Annotated in this window: 13 protein-coding genes; 5 read left to right on the forward strand and 8 right to left on the reverse strand. The window is 44.4% G+C overall.

Annotation, left to right across the window (positions count from 1 at the left end):
- Window positions 1-72 precede the first annotated feature (72 nt).
- From RJD38_RS20900 to RJD38_RS20920, 5 genes are all read right to left on the reverse strand, one after another.
- Complete coding sequence (locus RJD38_RS20900) at window positions 73-471, reverse strand: OsmC family protein (protein WP_367971553.1); 399 nt, start codon at window positions 469-471, stop codon at window positions 73-75.
- Window positions 472-483: 12 nt separating this feature from the next.
- On the reverse strand, window positions 484-1,470 hold the full coding sequence (locus tag RJD38_RS20905) for a Gfo/Idh/MocA family protein (RefSeq protein ID WP_367971554.1): 987 nt from the start codon (window positions 1,468-1,470) through the stop codon (window positions 484-486).
- Window positions 1,471-1,517: 47 nt separating this feature from the next.
- Window positions 1,518-2,135, reverse strand: coding sequence for a LysE family translocator (locus tag RJD38_RS20910; protein WP_367971555.1), 618 nt, complete (start codon window positions 2,133-2,135; stop codon window positions 1,518-1,520).
- Between the two features lie 89 nt (window positions 2,136-2,224).
- Window positions 2,225-3,145: a LysR family transcriptional regulator gene (locus RJD38_RS20915; RefSeq protein WP_367971556.1), complete on the reverse strand. Its 921-nt coding sequence runs from the start codon at window positions 3,143-3,145 to the stop codon at window positions 2,225-2,227.
- Complete coding sequence (locus RJD38_RS20920) at window positions 3,138-3,587, reverse strand: Lrp/AsnC family transcriptional regulator (protein WP_065431897.1); 450 nt, start codon at window positions 3,585-3,587, stop codon at window positions 3,138-3,140. Before RJD38_RS20920 ends, RJD38_RS20915 begins: the two co-directional genes overlap by 8 nt.
- A 251-nt stretch (window positions 3,588-3,838) precedes the next feature.
- On the opposite strand from RJD38_RS20920, the gene yjeH reads away from it, so the two are divergent.
- Window positions 3,839-5,104 (forward strand): L-methionine/branched-chain amino acid transporter, encoded by a 1,266-nt coding sequence (gene yjeH / locus RJD38_RS20925; RefSeq protein ID WP_367971678.1) that lies wholly within the window; start codon window positions 3,839-3,841, stop codon window positions 5,102-5,104.
- Window positions 5,105-5,107: 3 nt separating this feature from the next.
- Here yjeH and RJD38_RS20930 read toward each other — a convergent pair whose 3' ends face one another.
- Window positions 5,108-6,118 carry an AraC family transcriptional regulator gene (locus tag RJD38_RS20930; protein ID WP_367971557.1) on the reverse strand — a complete coding sequence of 337 codons (1,011 nt, stop codon included), beginning with the start codon at window positions 6,116-6,118 and terminating at the stop codon, window positions 5,108-5,110.
- 108 nt (window positions 6,119-6,226) lie between these two features.
- Here RJD38_RS20930 and RJD38_RS20935 point away from each other — a divergent pair, with 108 nt between their 5' ends.
- Both RJD38_RS20935 and RJD38_RS20940 read left to right on the forward strand, forming a co-directional pair.
- Window positions 6,227-6,556, forward strand: coding sequence for a hypothetical protein (locus tag RJD38_RS20935; RefSeq protein ID WP_009386505.1), 330 nt, complete (start codon window positions 6,227-6,229; stop codon window positions 6,554-6,556).
- On the forward strand, window positions 6,550-7,773 hold the full coding sequence (locus RJD38_RS20940) for an HlyD family secretion protein (RefSeq protein WP_367971558.1): 1,224 nt from the start codon (window positions 6,550-6,552) through the stop codon (window positions 7,771-7,773). Before RJD38_RS20935 ends, RJD38_RS20940 begins: the two co-directional genes overlap by 7 nt.
- 318 nt (window positions 7,774-8,091) lie before the next feature.
- Here RJD38_RS20940 and RJD38_RS20945 read toward each other — a convergent pair whose 3' ends face one another.
- Window positions 8,092-8,496, reverse strand: a complete 405-nt coding sequence (locus RJD38_RS20945; protein ID WP_367971559.1) for an NUDIX hydrolase — start codon at window positions 8,494-8,496, stop codon at window positions 8,092-8,094.
- A 272-nt stretch (window positions 8,497-8,768) separates the two neighbouring features.
- Complete coding sequence (locus RJD38_RS20950; RefSeq protein ID WP_367971560.1) at window positions 8,769-10,238, reverse strand: NAD-dependent succinate-semialdehyde dehydrogenase; 1,470 nt, start codon at window positions 10,236-10,238, stop codon at window positions 8,769-8,771.
- A 332-nt stretch (window positions 10,239-10,570) separates the two neighbouring features.
- On the opposite strand from RJD38_RS20950, the gene yddG reads away from it, so the two are divergent.
- Window positions 10,571-11,482: an aromatic amino acid DMT transporter YddG gene (gene yddG, locus RJD38_RS20955; RefSeq protein ID WP_367971561.1), complete on the forward strand. Its 912-nt coding sequence runs from the start codon at window positions 10,571-10,573 to the stop codon at window positions 11,480-11,482.
- Between the two features lie 315 nt (window positions 11,483-11,797).
- Window positions 11,798-16,909, forward strand: coding sequence for a diguanylate cyclase (locus RJD38_RS20960; RefSeq protein ID WP_367971562.1), 5,112 nt, complete (start codon window positions 11,798-11,800; stop codon window positions 16,907-16,909).
- Window positions 16,910-16,920 lie beyond the last annotated feature (11 nt).

The raw sequence follows: 16,920 nt of genomic DNA on the forward strand, positions 1-16,920 counted from the left end.
AGTCAAATCACTAAACAAGATAAAGAGCCGAGCGTAATACTCGACTCAATGATAATCGGTAAAAGAAATGAGTTAGATAATTTCCCAGCTATGGCTCATTTCAACCCCTTTACCTAGCATCAGGCAAACCGAGCAATATTTCTCTAGTGAGTCGGCGGCAACTTTAGCGGCAACCTGAGGGTCTATGTTATCGCCTGAAATTTCGAAATGTATATTAACCTGTGTAAATATACGCGGTGCCGTTTCACAACGTTCTGTTGTTAATTTTGCAGTGCATGCCGTCACCTTTTGGCCTGCTTCTTTTAAACCATCAACAACATCGACTGAACTACAGCCACCAGCAGCCATCAATACCATTTCCATTGGGCTCGGCGCTGTCGCACCACCATTACCATCCATGACGACCGAGTGGCCTGACTGCGATTGACCTAGGAACTTAAAATCTTCAACCCACTTTACTTCAGCTTGCATTTCTATCTCTCATCAATCTTGGGGAAAAACCACCCCGGTTTGGCGACGAATTTCCGTTAATAACTTAGCAACCACCAGCGAGCGTTGTTTCGCCTCTGGGTCGATGTGATTATTGACGATCTTCTCAGCAAAATCGAGCGCTTCATAGATCATCGGGTTACTATGTTGCTCTACAGAAAGGTCTTCTGTTGCTTGGCCACGAAGCGTTTTGGTGATTTGTTTGCCAATCGATATCATTGACATATGCAACACGCCATCTTCGCCTTGGAATTCGCTCGGCAATAGCGAGTCACTGGTTTTCGAATGCTGTAGCACCACTTCAAACCCGTCATAAGCCAAAATAACACTACCGCTGCCATCCACTCCGGAAGGTAGCAGTTGCGCTTGAGCACTCACTTGCCGCGGTTCACCAAATAGCGTGACCGCCGAAGCAAGACAATAAAATCCAATATCAACCATCGAGCCATTTGCGAAAGCGGGATTAAAGGTATTGGGATTCTCACCGGCTAGATATTTCGGATAACGTGACGAGTATTGGCAATAACTAATAAACGCCTTGGTTAATCGACCTATGCGAGGTAACTCGGCTTCTAATGTTTTAAAGTTTGGCGTGTGAGGAGACATAAACGCTTCACACAAGACAACTTGGTTCTGTTCAGCAGTCTCAAACATACGTTGTGCCAGTGCATAGTTCGCCGCTAACGGCTTTTCACAAATCACATGCTTGCCCGAATGCAATAATTGAATCGCTTGCTCGGCATGAAACGAGTTAGGGCTGGCGATATAGACCGCATCAACTGCGGAACTCGCAGCAAGAGCAGACAAATCATCAAACAGTAACGGGGCAATGTCTGCGGCTTGAAATTGTTGTGCGAAAAAGCGCGCCGAATCCATAGAACGGGAATAAACTGCGCTTAACTGGTACTTCTTAGTAAATAGTGCTGCTTCGATAAATTGTTTGGTAATCCAATTGGTACCTATAACCGCAAGTCTAATCATAATAGGCCTAATTTTGTGCTTAATCCTTATCGCGAGGTAAAGTGTATTTAGTTAAGGGTAAAGACCACTCGCACGGCTAACAAAAGCAGGATGATGCCAGAAAGACGATCGATCAACTGTGCCTTAGTCCTTATTTTATCAATAAAGCGAGAGCTAGAAAGCAAACACGTCACTAGGGTGTACCACAAACCATCCACCACAAGAGGGGTAATCACAATCACGGCTTTGCTGCTGAAATCACTACCAACTGAGATAAATTGGCTAAATAGAGCAATGAAGAAAAGCGAAATCTTAGGGCTTAAGATAGAAATCAAGAAACCTTCTTTCGCAGATTGCCATAAGCTTGTTTGCTCACCCGACTGCAGTTTGGCGGCAACACCGCCTTTAGAACGAAGCGCATTGACGCCTAAATAGGCTAAATAAGCCGCTCCCGCATAGCTAATAGTTTTGAACAGCAGTGGGGATTGCTGCAATACGACCGCCAAACCAATTAAGGTGATGAACGCATAAATACCAATACCAAACGCATGCGCCCATGCGGTGGCAAGGCCGTTACTGCGCCCCCCTGCAAGGCTATGCTTTGCGACCATCGCTAAACTTGGCCCAGGTGACATGGCTCCTAATAGGCAGACAGTAAAAAGCGAAAGCCAGATTGTTAATGTCATCGAATTTTCTTAGATAAGTTTAAAGTACGTTTACACTACGCCCAATTCATCATGCAATGAAATCAAACTTTTTCATATTCCACATGATTTCAGATCATACCTATTGAAAACGGCGAATGTTGCATCACTTGCAATACATTATTACGCATCCACGTATGGGCTTTATCCTGATCAAACTTAGGATGCCACATTAGCCAATAAAGATGAGCTGTCGTTTCAAAAGGTAAAGAACGGTAAGACAATGGAGCTTGCTTAGCCAAATTGATCGCAATGTGCTCTGGCACAATCATCAATAGATCGCTGCTTTGTAGTGCATTAACCGCCGCGGAGAAAAAAGGCACTTTTACGGCGATACGACGTTTGAGCCCCAATGCAGATAAAGCGAAATCGGCGTGGCTATCTTTATCTCCTCCCCCAGTAACCTTTAGATGGGGAAAGCCAACAATATCATCACTGCACCAAAGCGATTTTGCCATTAAAGGGTGATGCTCGCGCATTAGGCAAACTGAGTTGTCCTGACCGATCAGGATACTTGAAAGCTGTTCCGGTGGTTGTGCTAGCATCGTCGACGCGAGATCAATGCCCGTCGATTGTATTTGTGTCAGGTAATCAGGCTGCCATAGTCGATAAGTCAAATCGACAAGCGGGGCTTGCTGGCTAAGCAAGGAAACCACTTCAGGGACGATAAACTGCGCCACATAATCACTTGAGGAAAACACAAACTCTTGCTGCCAAATATCAGGTACAAACGGTATGTCACTAAACAATTCATCCGCCTGCGTTAATAGTGAATTAACGCGACTCAATAATACTTGAGCTCTTGGCGTCGCAACCAATACATTACCATTTCTGACCAATAGAGGATCATCACATAAGGTGCGTAATTGAGCGAGTTGTCGACTGACTGCCGATTGAGTGATATTAAGTCGCTGCGCAGCTCGACTAACATGACACTCTTCAAGTAGGACTTGCAATGAGCGCAGCAGGTTTAAGTTAATATGATTAATCATGGCGTAAAGTATTGAAGAACTCGGTTAATACAGTGTGAGTCGTCAAATGACGTAATTCAGGAATGGCGTGCAGTTGATTGCGAATATTGTTAAGACTTTCCATCGTTTCAGTTTCAACATAAAGCATCATATCCGTCTCCCCACTGATCGCGTGGCTCCATTTGATCCCATCAATCTGATAAAACTGCGCCGCGTAAGACTCACAGTGTTTGGTCGAACTAGAGGTGTCAAACTTCAAAGCCAAATAGGCTTTAATCTTCGGCTGATTATCCACTTTTTTAATATTGGCATGGTAACCCAATATCATGCCGTCCTTTTCGAGCTTTTGGATTCTCGCCGTCACCGCCGAACGCGAAAGGTTCACTTGTCTCGCCAGTTCACTAATGGGTGAACGTGCGTTCGATTTCAGCAGGGTAAGAATTTTTTCGTCAAACTGATCCATATGATTCCTAGTAATAGCCCAACTAATCCGTGTTGAATTAAAATGATAATATCCGATCTTTCTGTGTAATCTAACGGTCATTGTGGCTTTTTTTATCGAAAAATACGTCAAAGTGACACCAAAGACGAACAGTTTGCGCAGTGATCTTAGTGGTAATACCGAGTAAGCTATTTCATCATCTTCAAATAACCTTTCTATCCCAAGGTTATCTGTTTCTGCTTTGCCCACAACACGGAGTCAATGAGCAAGTGATGGCACAATTGAAAAAGGAAATAACCCTTATCTCCGGCATAGGGCAGTTATCAACCACATTACTTGGCACAGGTCTTTTTATGGTGCCAGCACTTGCTGCGGGGATCGCAGGCCCACTATCACTGTGGTCGTGGCTACTCTTACTGGTTGGTATCTGCCCCATCGCCCTCACCTTTGCTCAATTAGGTAAGCGATATCCCAGCGCAGGAGGCACTGCATTTTTCGTCCGTCAGGCGTTTAATCGCCGCCTAGAAAAAAGCATTGCTTGGTTGTTTCTGAGTGTTATTCCGGTCGGTGTCCCAGCGGCGATTGCACTAGCCGCAGGTTTTCTACAACCATTGTTACCCACACAACTCAATAGCCCCCTTTTGGCTCAAACCTTCACCGTTTTCTTACTCGTCATCGTCAATTTGTCCGGCACAAAGTCTTCAGGCCAACTACAAACTCTCATTGCTCTGGGTATTTTTATGCTTGTCGCCGCATTATGGTGGTTTGGCAGTATTTCCCCACAAGATCTTGTTATGCCGACAATCTCGCCGTCAGACTGGCCAATGATTGGTAGTGCGCTAGCGGTGATGTTTTGGTGTTTTGTTGGGATTGAAGCGTTTGCTCATATGGGAGAAGAATTTAAAAACCCTCAGCGTGATTTTCCAATCGCTATCTTGGTCGGCTGTGGCATCGCCGGAGCCGCTTATTGGGCTTGCTCGGTGGTCGTTATAAAATACCATGCCTACGGCAGTACCGAGTTTGATACGGGGTCAATTCCCTACCTTGCACAACTGCTGTTTAATGACACACTCAAACCGTGGATCAGTGCATTAGGTTTTGTCGCGTGCTTTGCCAGCATCAACTTATACACGCAAAGTCTTGCTCGTATGGTTTGGGCGCAAGCGCGAGAGTACACACCAAGTAGTCGTCTTGCCAATCTGTCTACTAAAGGCGTACCGGCTAATGCAACGTTCACGGTCGGAGGTGTATTACTGCTCTCATGCATCGTTGGCGAGCTCACCCAATTAGACTTAGAATTTTTTGTTAAGCTCGCCAATGGTGTATTTATTTTGGTCTATCTCATGGCTATGCTCGCCGCGGTAAAACTGCTGCAAGGGTTCGCGCGATTACTGGCGATAATTGCCCTAATTATCTGTGCTATCATGCTCGCGTTATTAGGTTGGTCAATGTTGTATGCGGTTGGCTTATTTGCGCTATTGATGTACAAAATCAATCCCAACGAAATATCCCAACCCGAGCCTATAAGTAATAAGTAATGTTTAGTTTAGCTCTTGTAAACGCTGAATAAACTGCTTAGGGGTTAATGCTCGCTGCTTTTTGAACATACGATTAAAGCTTGCGACATTTAGGTATCCAAGGCGTGCGGCAACCTCATCAACTGTCGCACCTTTCACCATCATATCAACCGCAATGTTACTCATCACATAGCCCATCACATTGGTAAAGTTCATTCCCAGTGCATGCAAGCGTCGTTGGAACTGCTGTGATGACAAACCAACTAATTTTGATACCTTCTCTACGGTTGGAAAACCGTAATGGCAGCTATAATTAATCACCTCATAGATAACCTTTATCTCATCATCCGGTTCTGGCATGTTTAGAAATTCATCGAGGTCGGTAAAATTCATCGCTAACGATTGATTGCTACGGTATGGGCGCATCGATTGCGTCGCCATACGCAGATCGGAATGAAACCACACTTCTGTTTTTGAGTGATTCCAACCAATATCACAGCCAAAATATTGCTTATATTTAGCGTCATTTTGTCGTATGCCTGGCATCATGATTCGCATTGGCGAAAACTGCTCTCCAACATAATGACGAATTAATTTAGTCATAAATATCGCAGCTCGCATACCATCATGAACTTTGTTATGAGGATCGATAAACGGATTTTGATAAACCCATTTAATAATGTGGCCGCTTTGCGTACCGGAAAGGAAAGCCCCTGATTGCAGACTTCCGATGCCGTAATTTAAACGACGAATAGCGGAAGCAAGATCGATCCCTGATAGAAGCCAACGAGAAACCGCCCCCAGCTCATCAGGCTTAATATCACTCGCCACTTCGAGTACGATATCGACGTTACCCGTTACTTTTTCTAACGTTTGATACCATAAATTAACTTCAGATATTGGGATCAGTGTCATTGGGTTATTGAGCGCCGATTCTGGAATTGCCAGAGCATTAGGCTCTAGCCCATAACGTCGTCGCACTTGATTATGCACACTTTTCAAGCCGAGTGCGCGTATGAATCTTACTTTATTCATCTCAGATTTAGTCAATAACCAACCATAATTGATTGAATCTGTCATATTTTAAGGAATTAATCAAATATAGATCACAATCCTTTCTGAGAAATAACAGAGAGGTAAAAAATGAGTTTATTAAGTGTGCCATTTGTTGGCTCCGGCGCTGATACTGCATTGCATGTTGTCGCTACCATTGTACTTGTCGGCACCGTTGCCGCCGCCGCTTATGGTTTTTGGCGCTTTCATGAACTCCCAATAAGCAAAGCTCACAGTAAAGAACATCATCAAATTGGCTTAATAACTGCACTCACGTGGATTGGGTTTATTTGGCATTGGGTATGGGTCGTTGCGGTCATTTTAGCATTTGTCGATATGGAAAAAGCGATCATCAATTTGCGCGATACATGGCGTCATGCACCATCACATACAACCAATAATGAGGATAAAACATGCTAGAAGGTTTAGCGGTCTGGGCTCTTTTCATCTATTTATTGCGTTTTATCGGTATGCCTTGGAACACCTACACCAAATCTTTTGCTTATTTAGGTGGTGGTGGGTGGCTGATGTTCGTTTGGGTTGGACTGATTAACTACGCACCGATGGACCTTTCCGGAGGTTCGCTAGTGCAGTCACCACACATCCAATTGCGTCCTGACTCTCCGAATGTCAAAGGCAAAGTCACTCAAATTTATATTCAACCTAATCAAACCATTGAAAAAGGACAATTGATCTATGAAATTGATGATACCCAATACCAAATCGCCTACAGCCAAGCGCAAGTCGCAGAACAAGCAGCCCAAATAGCACTCAACGTGGCCAAGCAAGACGTTAAAACAGCGCAAGCAAGCTATCAGTCGATTAAACAAGATCTACACACCAGTGAAGCCCAGCTGGCAACAGCTAGAGCAGATTACCAACTGCAAAAAAAGACTCTCACTCGTTACCAGAAACAAAATAGCGTTGTGCAGAACACCATTACCGAGAGTGATATCGATAAGCAAAACACTGCGGTAATCAAAGCGGGTCATTATATTGAAACCATTAAGTCACAAATATTGACCAAACAGGTCGAACTAGAAAAAGCACAAGTCGCCATCGTCAAAAGTGAGTTATCGATTGAAAGCCGCACTGCTGATTGGCACTCTGCACAACAGAATGTCGCGAAAGCCAAATGGGATTTAGATAGCACCAAAGTGCACGCTCCGACGGATGGATTTGTCACTAACTTCATTTTACGCGAAGGTCAGCGAGTCTCGATGGTGCCCCGTCTACAAATGTACACGAACGAAAAATACGTACTCATGCGTGTTAATCATCAAGCCATTCGTAACATTAAACCAGGCCAAGCAGCGGAGTATTCCTCCTCTGTTTACCCAGGAAAAATCTTTTCAGCGCATGTTGAAGGTATCGTTGAAGCAACTGGTGAAGCACAAAGTAATCTACTCGGGCTGGATCAATCGGTTCGTGCAACGACAGGTAATAATCTGCAAAACAAGCATCACTTTGTTCGATTGAAAATTGAAGAACCGCAAGATTATGATATTCCTGTCGGCTCTGTTGGATTAGCGTGGGTCAGTGCAGAGAAACCAATCGGTTTTCTTAACTTTCTCGATGCGATACGTGGCATCATTATCCGTATGAAGTCCCAATTGTATTTTTTCTACTCAATTTAGTTCGATGAAAGACCAGTTAATATCTGGATTATCAATAGCATTTTTGGTTAATTAGCAAAATGCATTTGCAATATGCAAAAATAACCATGGTAATTGATGGAAAAACGCGAGCATATGAACAAAAAGGCACATTAAAAAGTGGCACGCATCATGCATTATTAGAAGTGACCCTTTTTAAGCCGAGGGTCACCTAGCCAACTGACGTTGTTAGTGAACCTAATTTGTTCACACTAAATTTAGCCAATCACACCTATTGTGATTGGCTTTTTTCTTTTCAAGGCCTCTCAAAAACACTGACCCACGAAGCAATAATCACATTTAGACTAACGTTGGCGACAATGCATATTGCTTGAGCTGTGACGTGATAAACTCAACATCGGCTTGATAGAAATCATCCAACGGGATTTTGGTCGGTTCAAACCACATAAATTGTTGTTGACGAGCCGGCTCGATAACTTGAGGCTCATCATTTGGATTAGCACGAAAAACCACGAAGTAGATACGACCACCATAATCATTGACCTTGGTGTAAGTGCCGGCATGCTTGAGATCCGACAATCCGGTTTCTTCGGCAAGTTCTCGCGCTGCAGCATTAGTGCCACTTTCCTCTTCCCCAACTTCTCCGCCTGGAAATTCCAACACCATACCTTTTTCAACGCGGTAGCGTTTTTGCACCAAGACTTTCCCTTGTTTGACGACAACCGCCATTGCCAAATGTTTCATGTCCATCTCCTTGTAATGCTGCTTAATCGCAATTCCATTGGTCAGTATTTATGTTTTACTTACGAATAAGCACAAGCACTGAATATGGCGAAACGTATTGTTGTATTCGAGCAATTCAATGCTTGAAACCTAAAAGATCATTGCATCAACGATGCCTCACCTAGCCATAGTAGGTAATGGTGTTTTATTTTACTCGTGCACAGCTAACAATTTCACCAATTTGACGAATAAATAAACAACAAATCATCCCTGTTGCAAATAAGCTGGGTATATCATTGATGGAGCCCGCCCATTAAGCGGTACTTCATTTCCAAAAACTCTTCCATGCCATGGCGAGAACCTTCTCGACCCAAGCCCGACTCTTTAACTCCACCAAAAGGGGCGGCGGCTGTTGAGATCAATCCTTCATTAATCCCAACCATTCCAACCTCTAGCGCATCAGAGACTCGCCATGAACGACCTAATGATTGTGTATATACGTAAGCGGCAAGACCTGATTCCGTTTGATTAGCACGCTCTATGACTTCAGCCTCATCGGTAAAGCGAAACAGTGGAGCGAGTGGGCCAAATGTTTCTTCGCTCGCGACCAACATTGCATCAGACACATCGCTTAAAACAAAAGGTTCAACCAACAAAGAATCGTCTGCAGGCAACTGACCACAAAGCAATTTTGCACCTAACCCGATCGCATTGTCGACATGGCGCTTAACCTTCTCCACGGCTGCTGCGTTTATCAACGGACCAATAGAGACGTTTTCACCAAAACCATCTCCGACTTTCAATGTTTGTACTCTTTCGACCAGTTTTGCTGCCAACTGATCATAGACAGAATCTTGCACAAAAATGCGGTTAGCACACACACAAGTTTGCCCCGCATTGCGGAATTTCGCCACCATGATACCGTCAACGGCCGCATCAAGATCAGCATCGTCGAATACGATGAATGGCGCATTACCACCAAGCTCAAGCGCCATCTTTTTGATCGTCGTGGCCGATTGATTCATCAAAATTTTACCGACGTGAGTCGATCCAGTAAACGATACCTTACGTACACGCTTATCGCTGGTTAATACCGAGCCAATCGCGATTGCATCACCGGTAATGACATTCAACAGTCCAACTGGGAATCCAGCTTCCTCGGCAAGCTTCGCCAATGCCAACGCCGTAAATGGCGTTTCTGGTGCAGGCTTCAACACAACCGAGCACCCCGCGGCAAATGCGGGCGCGCATTTACGTGTGATCATTGCGGCTGGAAAATTCCATGGTGTAATCGCCGCGACCACACCAATCGGTTCTTTGGTTACAATGATTTTTCCATCACTGCGATGACTTGGGATCACTTCACCATAAGCACGGCGAGCTTCTTCGCTATACCAAAGCACAAAGCTGGCCGCGTAAGCGATCTCTCCTTGAGCCTCTGTGTAAGGTTTGCCTTGCTCAAGGGTTAAAATCATCGCCAATTCATTGCTGTGTTTGATAATCAAGTCATACCAATGGCGTAATAAGAGCGCTCGCTGATCAGCCGTGGTCAGTTTCCATTGGCTAAACGCCTGCTGGGCTCCGTCAATACACTGCTTGGCGTACTTTTCACCCAAATTAGGAACATGACCAATCAGTTGCCCTGACGATGGGTTCAATACCGCACAATCTCCATCATCGCCCTCTACCCACTGACCGTTGATGTAACACTTTTGTTCAAATAGATGATGTGGAAAATCTGCAGGTAATTGAGTTGATTGCATACTAGGCCTATCTTTTCACTGTTATGAAGGTTGCCGCGTTCAGCTTGTGACAAACAAGCACCAAACGTTCACTATAAATCGTTTAACCACCCCATTGTGTTGCGGTTATCCTGTTAAATATATTAGCTCAACGACAAAAGCTTAGTTTAGCGACATTCCATACCTGATGTCGGCTGGATTCTTATATTTCATTCAAGCTCGTTATTGACGCTACTCCATAAACACCAGCCAAGAGGATATAGTGTCTTGATGAATGCAATTTATATTGAGCCTCTCAAATTTTACGTTACTCTATGCGCTATCCAACGATTACTCGCTATTAGGCTCTAACATTGAAGGCTTCATCTCAAATCCGTTTCACTATCTACGGCTGTCTTGCTATTTTATTTTGGAGCTGCTTACTTGCCAGTACGCGACTTGTCACGGAAAGCTTCGGCCCAATTGGTGGCAGTGCACTACTTTACTCTGTTAGTTCGCTATTTCTGCTCTGCGTAGTGGGAATTCCAAAACTATCGTACTTTTCCACTCGCTATCTACTGATGGGCGGCGCACTTTTTGTCTGCTATGAAATATTCCTAGCACTGTCACTGGGTTATTCAAACTCTCGAGCCCAAGCAATCGAAGTTTCCATCGTCAACTATCTATGGCCTGCTTTAACGGTATTATTTGCGGTTCTAGGGAGCAACAAAAAACCAAACTGGCTACTTTATCCCGCCATTACTCTCGCCTTTATTGGCGTGGCTTGGACCGTCAGTGGTGATAATGGTTTATCGCTTAAGCAGCTTAGTGCCAATATCGCTACTAACCCATTGGTCTACCTAATGGCCTTTAACGGCGCCATTATTTGGGCCTGCTATTGCAACCTAACCAAAAGACAGCAATCAAAACACAATGCCATTACGGTGTTTTTTATTGCGACGGCGCTATCGCTATGGATGAAGTATGCGGCCAGTGATGAGCCCGCAATCAGCTTTTCTTGGCAAGGCCTTAGCTATCTTGCCTCAGCGGCCTTTCTTATGGCCGGCGGATACGGGTTGTGGAATATTGCCATCGTGGGTGGGAACATGGTATTTCTCGCGACACTCTCTTACTTCACCCCAATTTTTTCTGCTCTATTTTCATCCATATTGCTCGGTGTCGCTTTAAGCCAAAGCTTTTGGCAAGGTGTGGCTATGGTCACTCTCGGCTCACTGCTTTGTTGGTGGGTCACAAGAGAGAAGTCACCAAAAAACATGCATAATTAGGCAGCATAAATTACACCGATAGTCTAAATATTTCCTCTATTTGCAGTGAGCATCTCATTAGCTTGCGTTCACTGCAAATGCCTGCGATTTATCCCCCCACATAACAGATTTTCTTCTCGAACTAACAAGCCGTCATTCCTAAGCAACGGCAAAGAATAAATCACAAAAATGCGATCAATTAGATAAATATTTGTTAACGGAATGTCGATTATTGATGATATTAAACATATCGATTAAGGTGGTAAATCAAAATAATAACAAACAAAATTTATCGGTCGTTGGAATTAGAAGCAAACTGTCAAGGATGAGAAAAGCATGCTGTTAGAGGGATTCTCACAGATAGAGCTCGTTTATCGAGGTCATCAAAATTACGTCTACCGTGCCAAAAGAACGGAAGATCAGGTTAGCGTTGCACTTAAAACACCCGCCAGTGCCTTTCCAACCCCTCATCAATTAACGGCTTTAAAGCGCGAACATCTGATTCTTTCGTCGCTCGACGGCAATGGATTACCATTGGCACTCGACTATATTGAAGCCAAAAATAGCGCTTTTCTGGTCAGAGAATGGGTCGAAGGAGAATCTTTACGTGATTATATTAAGCACAACACCATCTCTTTCTCGGGCGCGCTCAAAATCAGCACCAAAGTAACCAAACTGATTGCCTTATTACATCAACAAGGCTTTTGCCATCGGGACATTTCAGCAGGCAATGTGCTCATTAACCGTGATAGCGGTAATGTCACCCTCATCGATTTTTGCTCTTCACTTGAGTTTCCAAATAGGTCTCGAACCGTAATCAACCCTAAGTTCCTCGAAGGGTCAAGAGCTTACATGTCTCCTGAACAAACAGGACGCATGAATCGCGGGCTTGATTTTCGCACCGATTTTTATTCATTAGGCGTCTTACTGTATGAACTCTTTACCGGACGTTTACCGTTTGAGACAAAAGATAACAATGAACTTATTCATAGTCATATTGCTTTAGAGCCGACGCCCATTTATCAAATTCAGCCAAGCGTTCCTCGCGTGGTTTCAAAAATAGTCAAAAAACTGATGAAGAAAGCTCCCGATGCTCGCTACCAAAGCGCGGAAGGGGTTGATGCAGATTTAGAGCGTTGCTTGAATAGTTGGATGCAAGACGGCGATATTGAGGATTTTGAGCTCGCTAGCCAAGAGCAACATGACTGGTTCTTAATTCCAGAAAAACTCTATGGGCGAGAAGAAGAAACCAAACAACTTCTCGATGCATTCCACCAAACTAGCCTTGGTCATGGACAATTCCTATTTGTTTCCGGTCACTCCGGCATTGGCAAAACCTCACTAATTCGTGAGCTCTACCGCCCACTCACCGCACAAGGCGGCTATATCACCAGCGGAAAATATGACCAAGTTCTGCGTCACCAACCCTACTCTGCTATCTTACAAGCGCTGTCAGGCTTTATAAAACAAGTTATGGCGGAAGATGGCGAAATCGTGCAATTTTGGCGGCAAAAGATCCTTAGTGGTATAGGGGCCAACGCACAAGTCGTGATCGATGCTCTACCTGAGCTAGCTTGGCTAATTGGAGAACAACCATCTCCACAAGAACTCTCTATGGAAGCCGCATCGATTCGCTTCAATACTGCCTTTCAAAATCTACTGACCAGTCTTGGAGCTGCTGGTAAACCTATTGTCCTGTTTATTGATGATCTGCAATGGATTGATCCTCCAAGCCTGACACTGCTAGAAGCAATGGCGCCGACACTCAGCCACTCTTCCCTGATGATTATCGGCGCATATCGCAACAATGAAGTTGCCGAGACTCACCCTCTCGCAATCGCAATGCCGGGGATCAAGGCAAGTTGTCCGAACATAAGCAGTATTGAATTGTCTGCACTTTCTGCATCGACTCTGCACAACATCCTCAATGACGCGGTCGAGTTACCCCCATCAGATGCAAAGCAACTCAACCAGATGTTATTTGAAAAAACCAATGGTAATCCATTGATTTTCAAAACCATGCTGGCAACTATTCATCATAAGGGACTCTTGTATTTTGATTACAAGCAGAAAAGGTGGAACTGGCATAGAGAGCAAGTCGCCAAATTAGCTAAGGCTGAAAACTCCGTTTCGATGCTACAAAGTTATATGAACAAATTGGAGATGAGCACGTTTGAGCTGCTGCAACTAGCCAGTTGTATCGGCAATACCTTTAGCCTCAAATTACTGGCGAATTTAGCTCAATCCCCAACAAGCTCGGTCGCTAGTGCCTTATTACCTACCGTGACTCAAGGGCTCTTACTACCTTTAGACGATGATTTTGAGCTCCATACCATTGCAACAAAAGGCCAATTACCCGATATAACGCTTCGCTTCGTTCACGACCGCATTCAACAAGCCGCCTACACCAGCGTTTCTGACCAACAACAAGTCAATTTACACTGGAAAATCGGTCAATGTTTACTTAGCCAAATTGAACAGCAACACTGTGACTATAAACTGTTTGATGCTGTTGAACATCTCAATCAAGGATGCAGTAATGCCAACAGTCAGCAGCAATTAACGCTGATAGAACTGAATCTAAGAGCAGGTAAAAAAGCCAATCAGTCAGCGGCGTATAGTGTTGCTTACTCCTGTTTAGATAATGCATATCAATTAGTCGCGATTAACCGTGAAAACGTCGCTGATGACATTTCTGTTGAAGTGAATTTAGCTTATGCCCAAGCGTGTTATTTAGTGGCGAAATTTGAGAAAGCTGAAACATTGTACAAGCAGCTTAGAGAGACGTTAAAAAACAAAAGAGATAAGCTTCGCCTCGCGACAATTCAAGCAAAACAGTACCATCACCAAGGCTTATATCAAAAATCTGTCGAGTTTGAATGCGAAGCTCTTTCACTGCTTGGCATTCATTTACCAGACAATGATGAAGCGCTACTGGCGCTGTTTGCAAGTGAAAAACAGCAAATAGAAGCACAACTCCAACAAACCGAACTAGACGCGCTATTTATACAGCCTGAAATCGATGATGCTGAGTTCATGCTCACTCAAGAATTGTTGTTTGACCTATTCGGTGACGCCTATCTACTTGGGAGAGGACCACTCATTGCCGTTGCGGCTGCCATTAGCGCTCGGATTTCAATTGAAGGAGGAAACTGCCCTATTACATCTGTTGGTTACATCAACTACGCGACCGTTTTATGCTCTAGTGGTGAGTATCAACAAGGCCACGCGATTGGCAGCTTAGCGATAAAATTAGCAGATAAGTATCAAAATCCAGCATTCAAAAACTACACTTATCATGTCTTTTCGTTGGGAATTAATCACTGGTTGGCGCCACTAAATTCGAGCTATCACTATTGGTTTGAAGCGTCAAAATTGTCACAGGAATCGGGTTCTCCCTATGCTGGCTGGGTGTTTCTACAACTTCCTCACTTATTATTGGCATCAGGCGCGCACTTAAAGGCTGTCGAATCACAAGCTGAAGATAGTTTAAGCTACCTTTCTTCAAACCGATTGAATGACATGGCTGATTTACTCAACATCATTGTCAATCAGCCTCTACGCCATCTAAAAGGAGAAACCCACCGATTCTCCTCTCTCGACGATGACCAGTTTTCGACCGCTGACACCTTGGCCGCTTTTAAAGACGCCCCTTTCTTTTTTGGTCACACTGTCTACTCGGTTTTACGAGCCACACTACTTGCGCGGGAAATTCAACCAACAAGTCAGTTGCTTGAATGGCTTCCCGTCATAGAGAATACCGTACAAGCACAGATTATTTTGGTCGATAGTTACCTCTATACTGGGCTACACCTGACTGCCAATTGCAGTTCGTTAATCGGTCAAGAACAGGAGGATTTACTAACGTCGATAAGTGGCATTTTGGCTAAGTTTGAGCTTTGGGCCGATCTCTGCCCTACTAACTATCGACATAAGTATCTGTTGTTAAAAGCTGAAATCGCAAGGCTTAATAATCAGCCGATGCTAGCCATTGACTACTTTGAACAGGCAAGAGATAACGCCCTCGAATCACGATTTCTTCTCGATGCGGCTTTAGCCGACGAACTCACGGGACTATTTTGGCAACAGCAGAACAAAACGTATCAAGCCAATACCTATTTCAGCCGCGCCTTAGCAGGCTACGAGCAATGGGGAGCCACCGGTAAGGTTAATTCGCTCATTGAACACTATCCTGATCTTCAATCTGCAAGAGATAAGCCCCCCCAACCACTAGGTACCGAGATTAGTTCAACATTAGGGACAGAAGACTTCTCAGCCACGCTGGATATGGCTTCCGTCGTGAAAGCTTCACAAGCCGTTTCGCAACATATCCATATTGAGAAACTCGCGGAAGAACTGCTTAGTTTAGCGGTTGAAAATGCAGGAGCAACGCGTGGATTACTGCTTTTGGAGAAAAACGGCGAGTTTCTTGTGACCCATCAAATTGAATCCTCATACGACTCTGACGAATTGATCGTAGAAGACTTAACCTTTGGGAATAACGTCGGTAGCAGAGTAAGTTGCTCTGAAGATTCGCCTCTGCACTCAAATTCTCCCTCACCAGGTATTACGGATGTCATATTTTCACGTGCCGTCATTCGTTATGTGGTGAACATTGGTGAAGCCGTGGTTTACACCCCGACCAATCATGACGAACAATTTGACCGCTGCCCATACTTAGCAGCAAAAGAAGGTATTTCGGTATTATGCGTACCGATTCTACGCGGCAAAAAAATGTCTGGTATGCTCTATCTGGAGAATCATCACATGGCCGATGCTTTCCACGCCGACAGAGTACAGACATTGAAAATCATTGCCTCTCAGGCGGCCATCTCGCTCGAAAATGCTACTATTTATCAAGATCTTGCCCGTTTAAACCAAAATCTAGAAGCTATTGTTCAAGAGCGTACTCAAGCGCTGCATGACGCAAACGACACATTAACAGAGCAAAATGCTTCTCTCTACAAGCTTTCCACGACAGACCAACTTACCGGCCTTTATAACCGACGCTATGTGGAAGAACATATAGATCAAGCTATCGATTCTCTGACAGAGAGCAGCCAGACCATTTGCGTTCTGATGTTGGATGTCGACCACTTTAAAGCCATTAATGACACCTACGGCCATAACATGGGCGACAAGGTACTTGTTAGTGTTGCCGATACCATCATTAATTCAACCCAACCGGGTGATATCCAAGGACGCTGGGGAGGCGAAGAGTTCATTGTACTCTGCTCAACCAATATTGAACTCGCCGCCGAACGCGCTGAAAGAATCCGAAGCAATATGGCAAAAATTGACTTATTGGAAGCAGGTAACGTCAGCGTGAGTGTCGGTGTGACATCTTGTCAGCTGAAAGACTCTATAGACACGGTTCTAAATCGGGTCGATCAGGCGTTGTATGAAGCCAAACACAATGGACGAAACCAAGTCATCATTAAAATATAATAAGCATTAAA

Origin of the sequence: Vibrio scophthalmi (assembly GCF_040869025.1) — a bacterium.
Classification (GTDB): domain Bacteria; phylum Pseudomonadota; class Gammaproteobacteria; order Enterobacterales; family Vibrionaceae; genus Vibrio; species Vibrio scophthalmi.

Coding starts and splice junctions, on each gene's coding strand:
- RJD38_RS20900 (WP_367971553.1), bottom strand. CDS start 471: ATGCAAGCTGAAGTAAAGTGGGTTGAAGATTTTAAGTTCCTAGGTCAA.
- RJD38_RS20920 (WP_065431897.1), bottom strand. CDS start 3,587: ATGGATCAGTTTGACGAAAAAATTCTTACCCTGCTGAAATCGAACGCA.
- RJD38_RS20940 (WP_367971558.1), top strand. CDS start 6,550: ATGCTAGAAGGTTTAGCGGTCTGGGCTCTTTTCATCTATTTATTGCGT.
- RJD38_RS20945 (WP_367971559.1), bottom strand. CDS start 8,496: ATGAAACATTTGGCAATGGCGGTTGTCGTCAAACAAGGGAAAGTCTTG.
- RJD38_RS20960 (WP_367971562.1), top strand. CDS start 11,798: ATGCTGTTAGAGGGATTCTCACAGATAGAGCTCGTTTATCGAGGTCAT.
- RJD38_RS20935 (WP_009386505.1), top strand. CDS start 6,227: ATGAGTTTATTAAGTGTGCCATTTGTTGGCTCCGGCGCTGATACTGCA.
- yjeH (WP_367971678.1), top strand. CDS start 3,839: ATGGCACAATTGAAAAAGGAAATAACCCTTATCTCCGGCATAGGGCAG.
- RJD38_RS20930 (WP_367971557.1), bottom strand. CDS start 6,118: ATGAATAAAGTAAGATTCATACGCGCACTCGGCTTGAAAAGTGTGCAT.
- RJD38_RS20950 (WP_367971560.1), bottom strand. CDS start 10,238: ATGCAATCAACTCAATTACCTGCAGATTTTCCACATCATCTATTTGAA.
- RJD38_RS20910 (WP_367971555.1), bottom strand. CDS start 2,135: ATGACATTAACAATCTGGCTTTCGCTTTTTACTGTCTGCCTATTAGGA.
- RJD38_RS20915 (WP_367971556.1), bottom strand. CDS start 3,145: ATGATTAATCATATTAACTTAAACCTGCTGCGCTCATTGCAAGTCCTA.
- RJD38_RS20905 (WP_367971554.1), bottom strand. CDS start 1,470: ATGATTAGACTTGCGGTTATAGGTACCAATTGGATTACCAAACAATTT.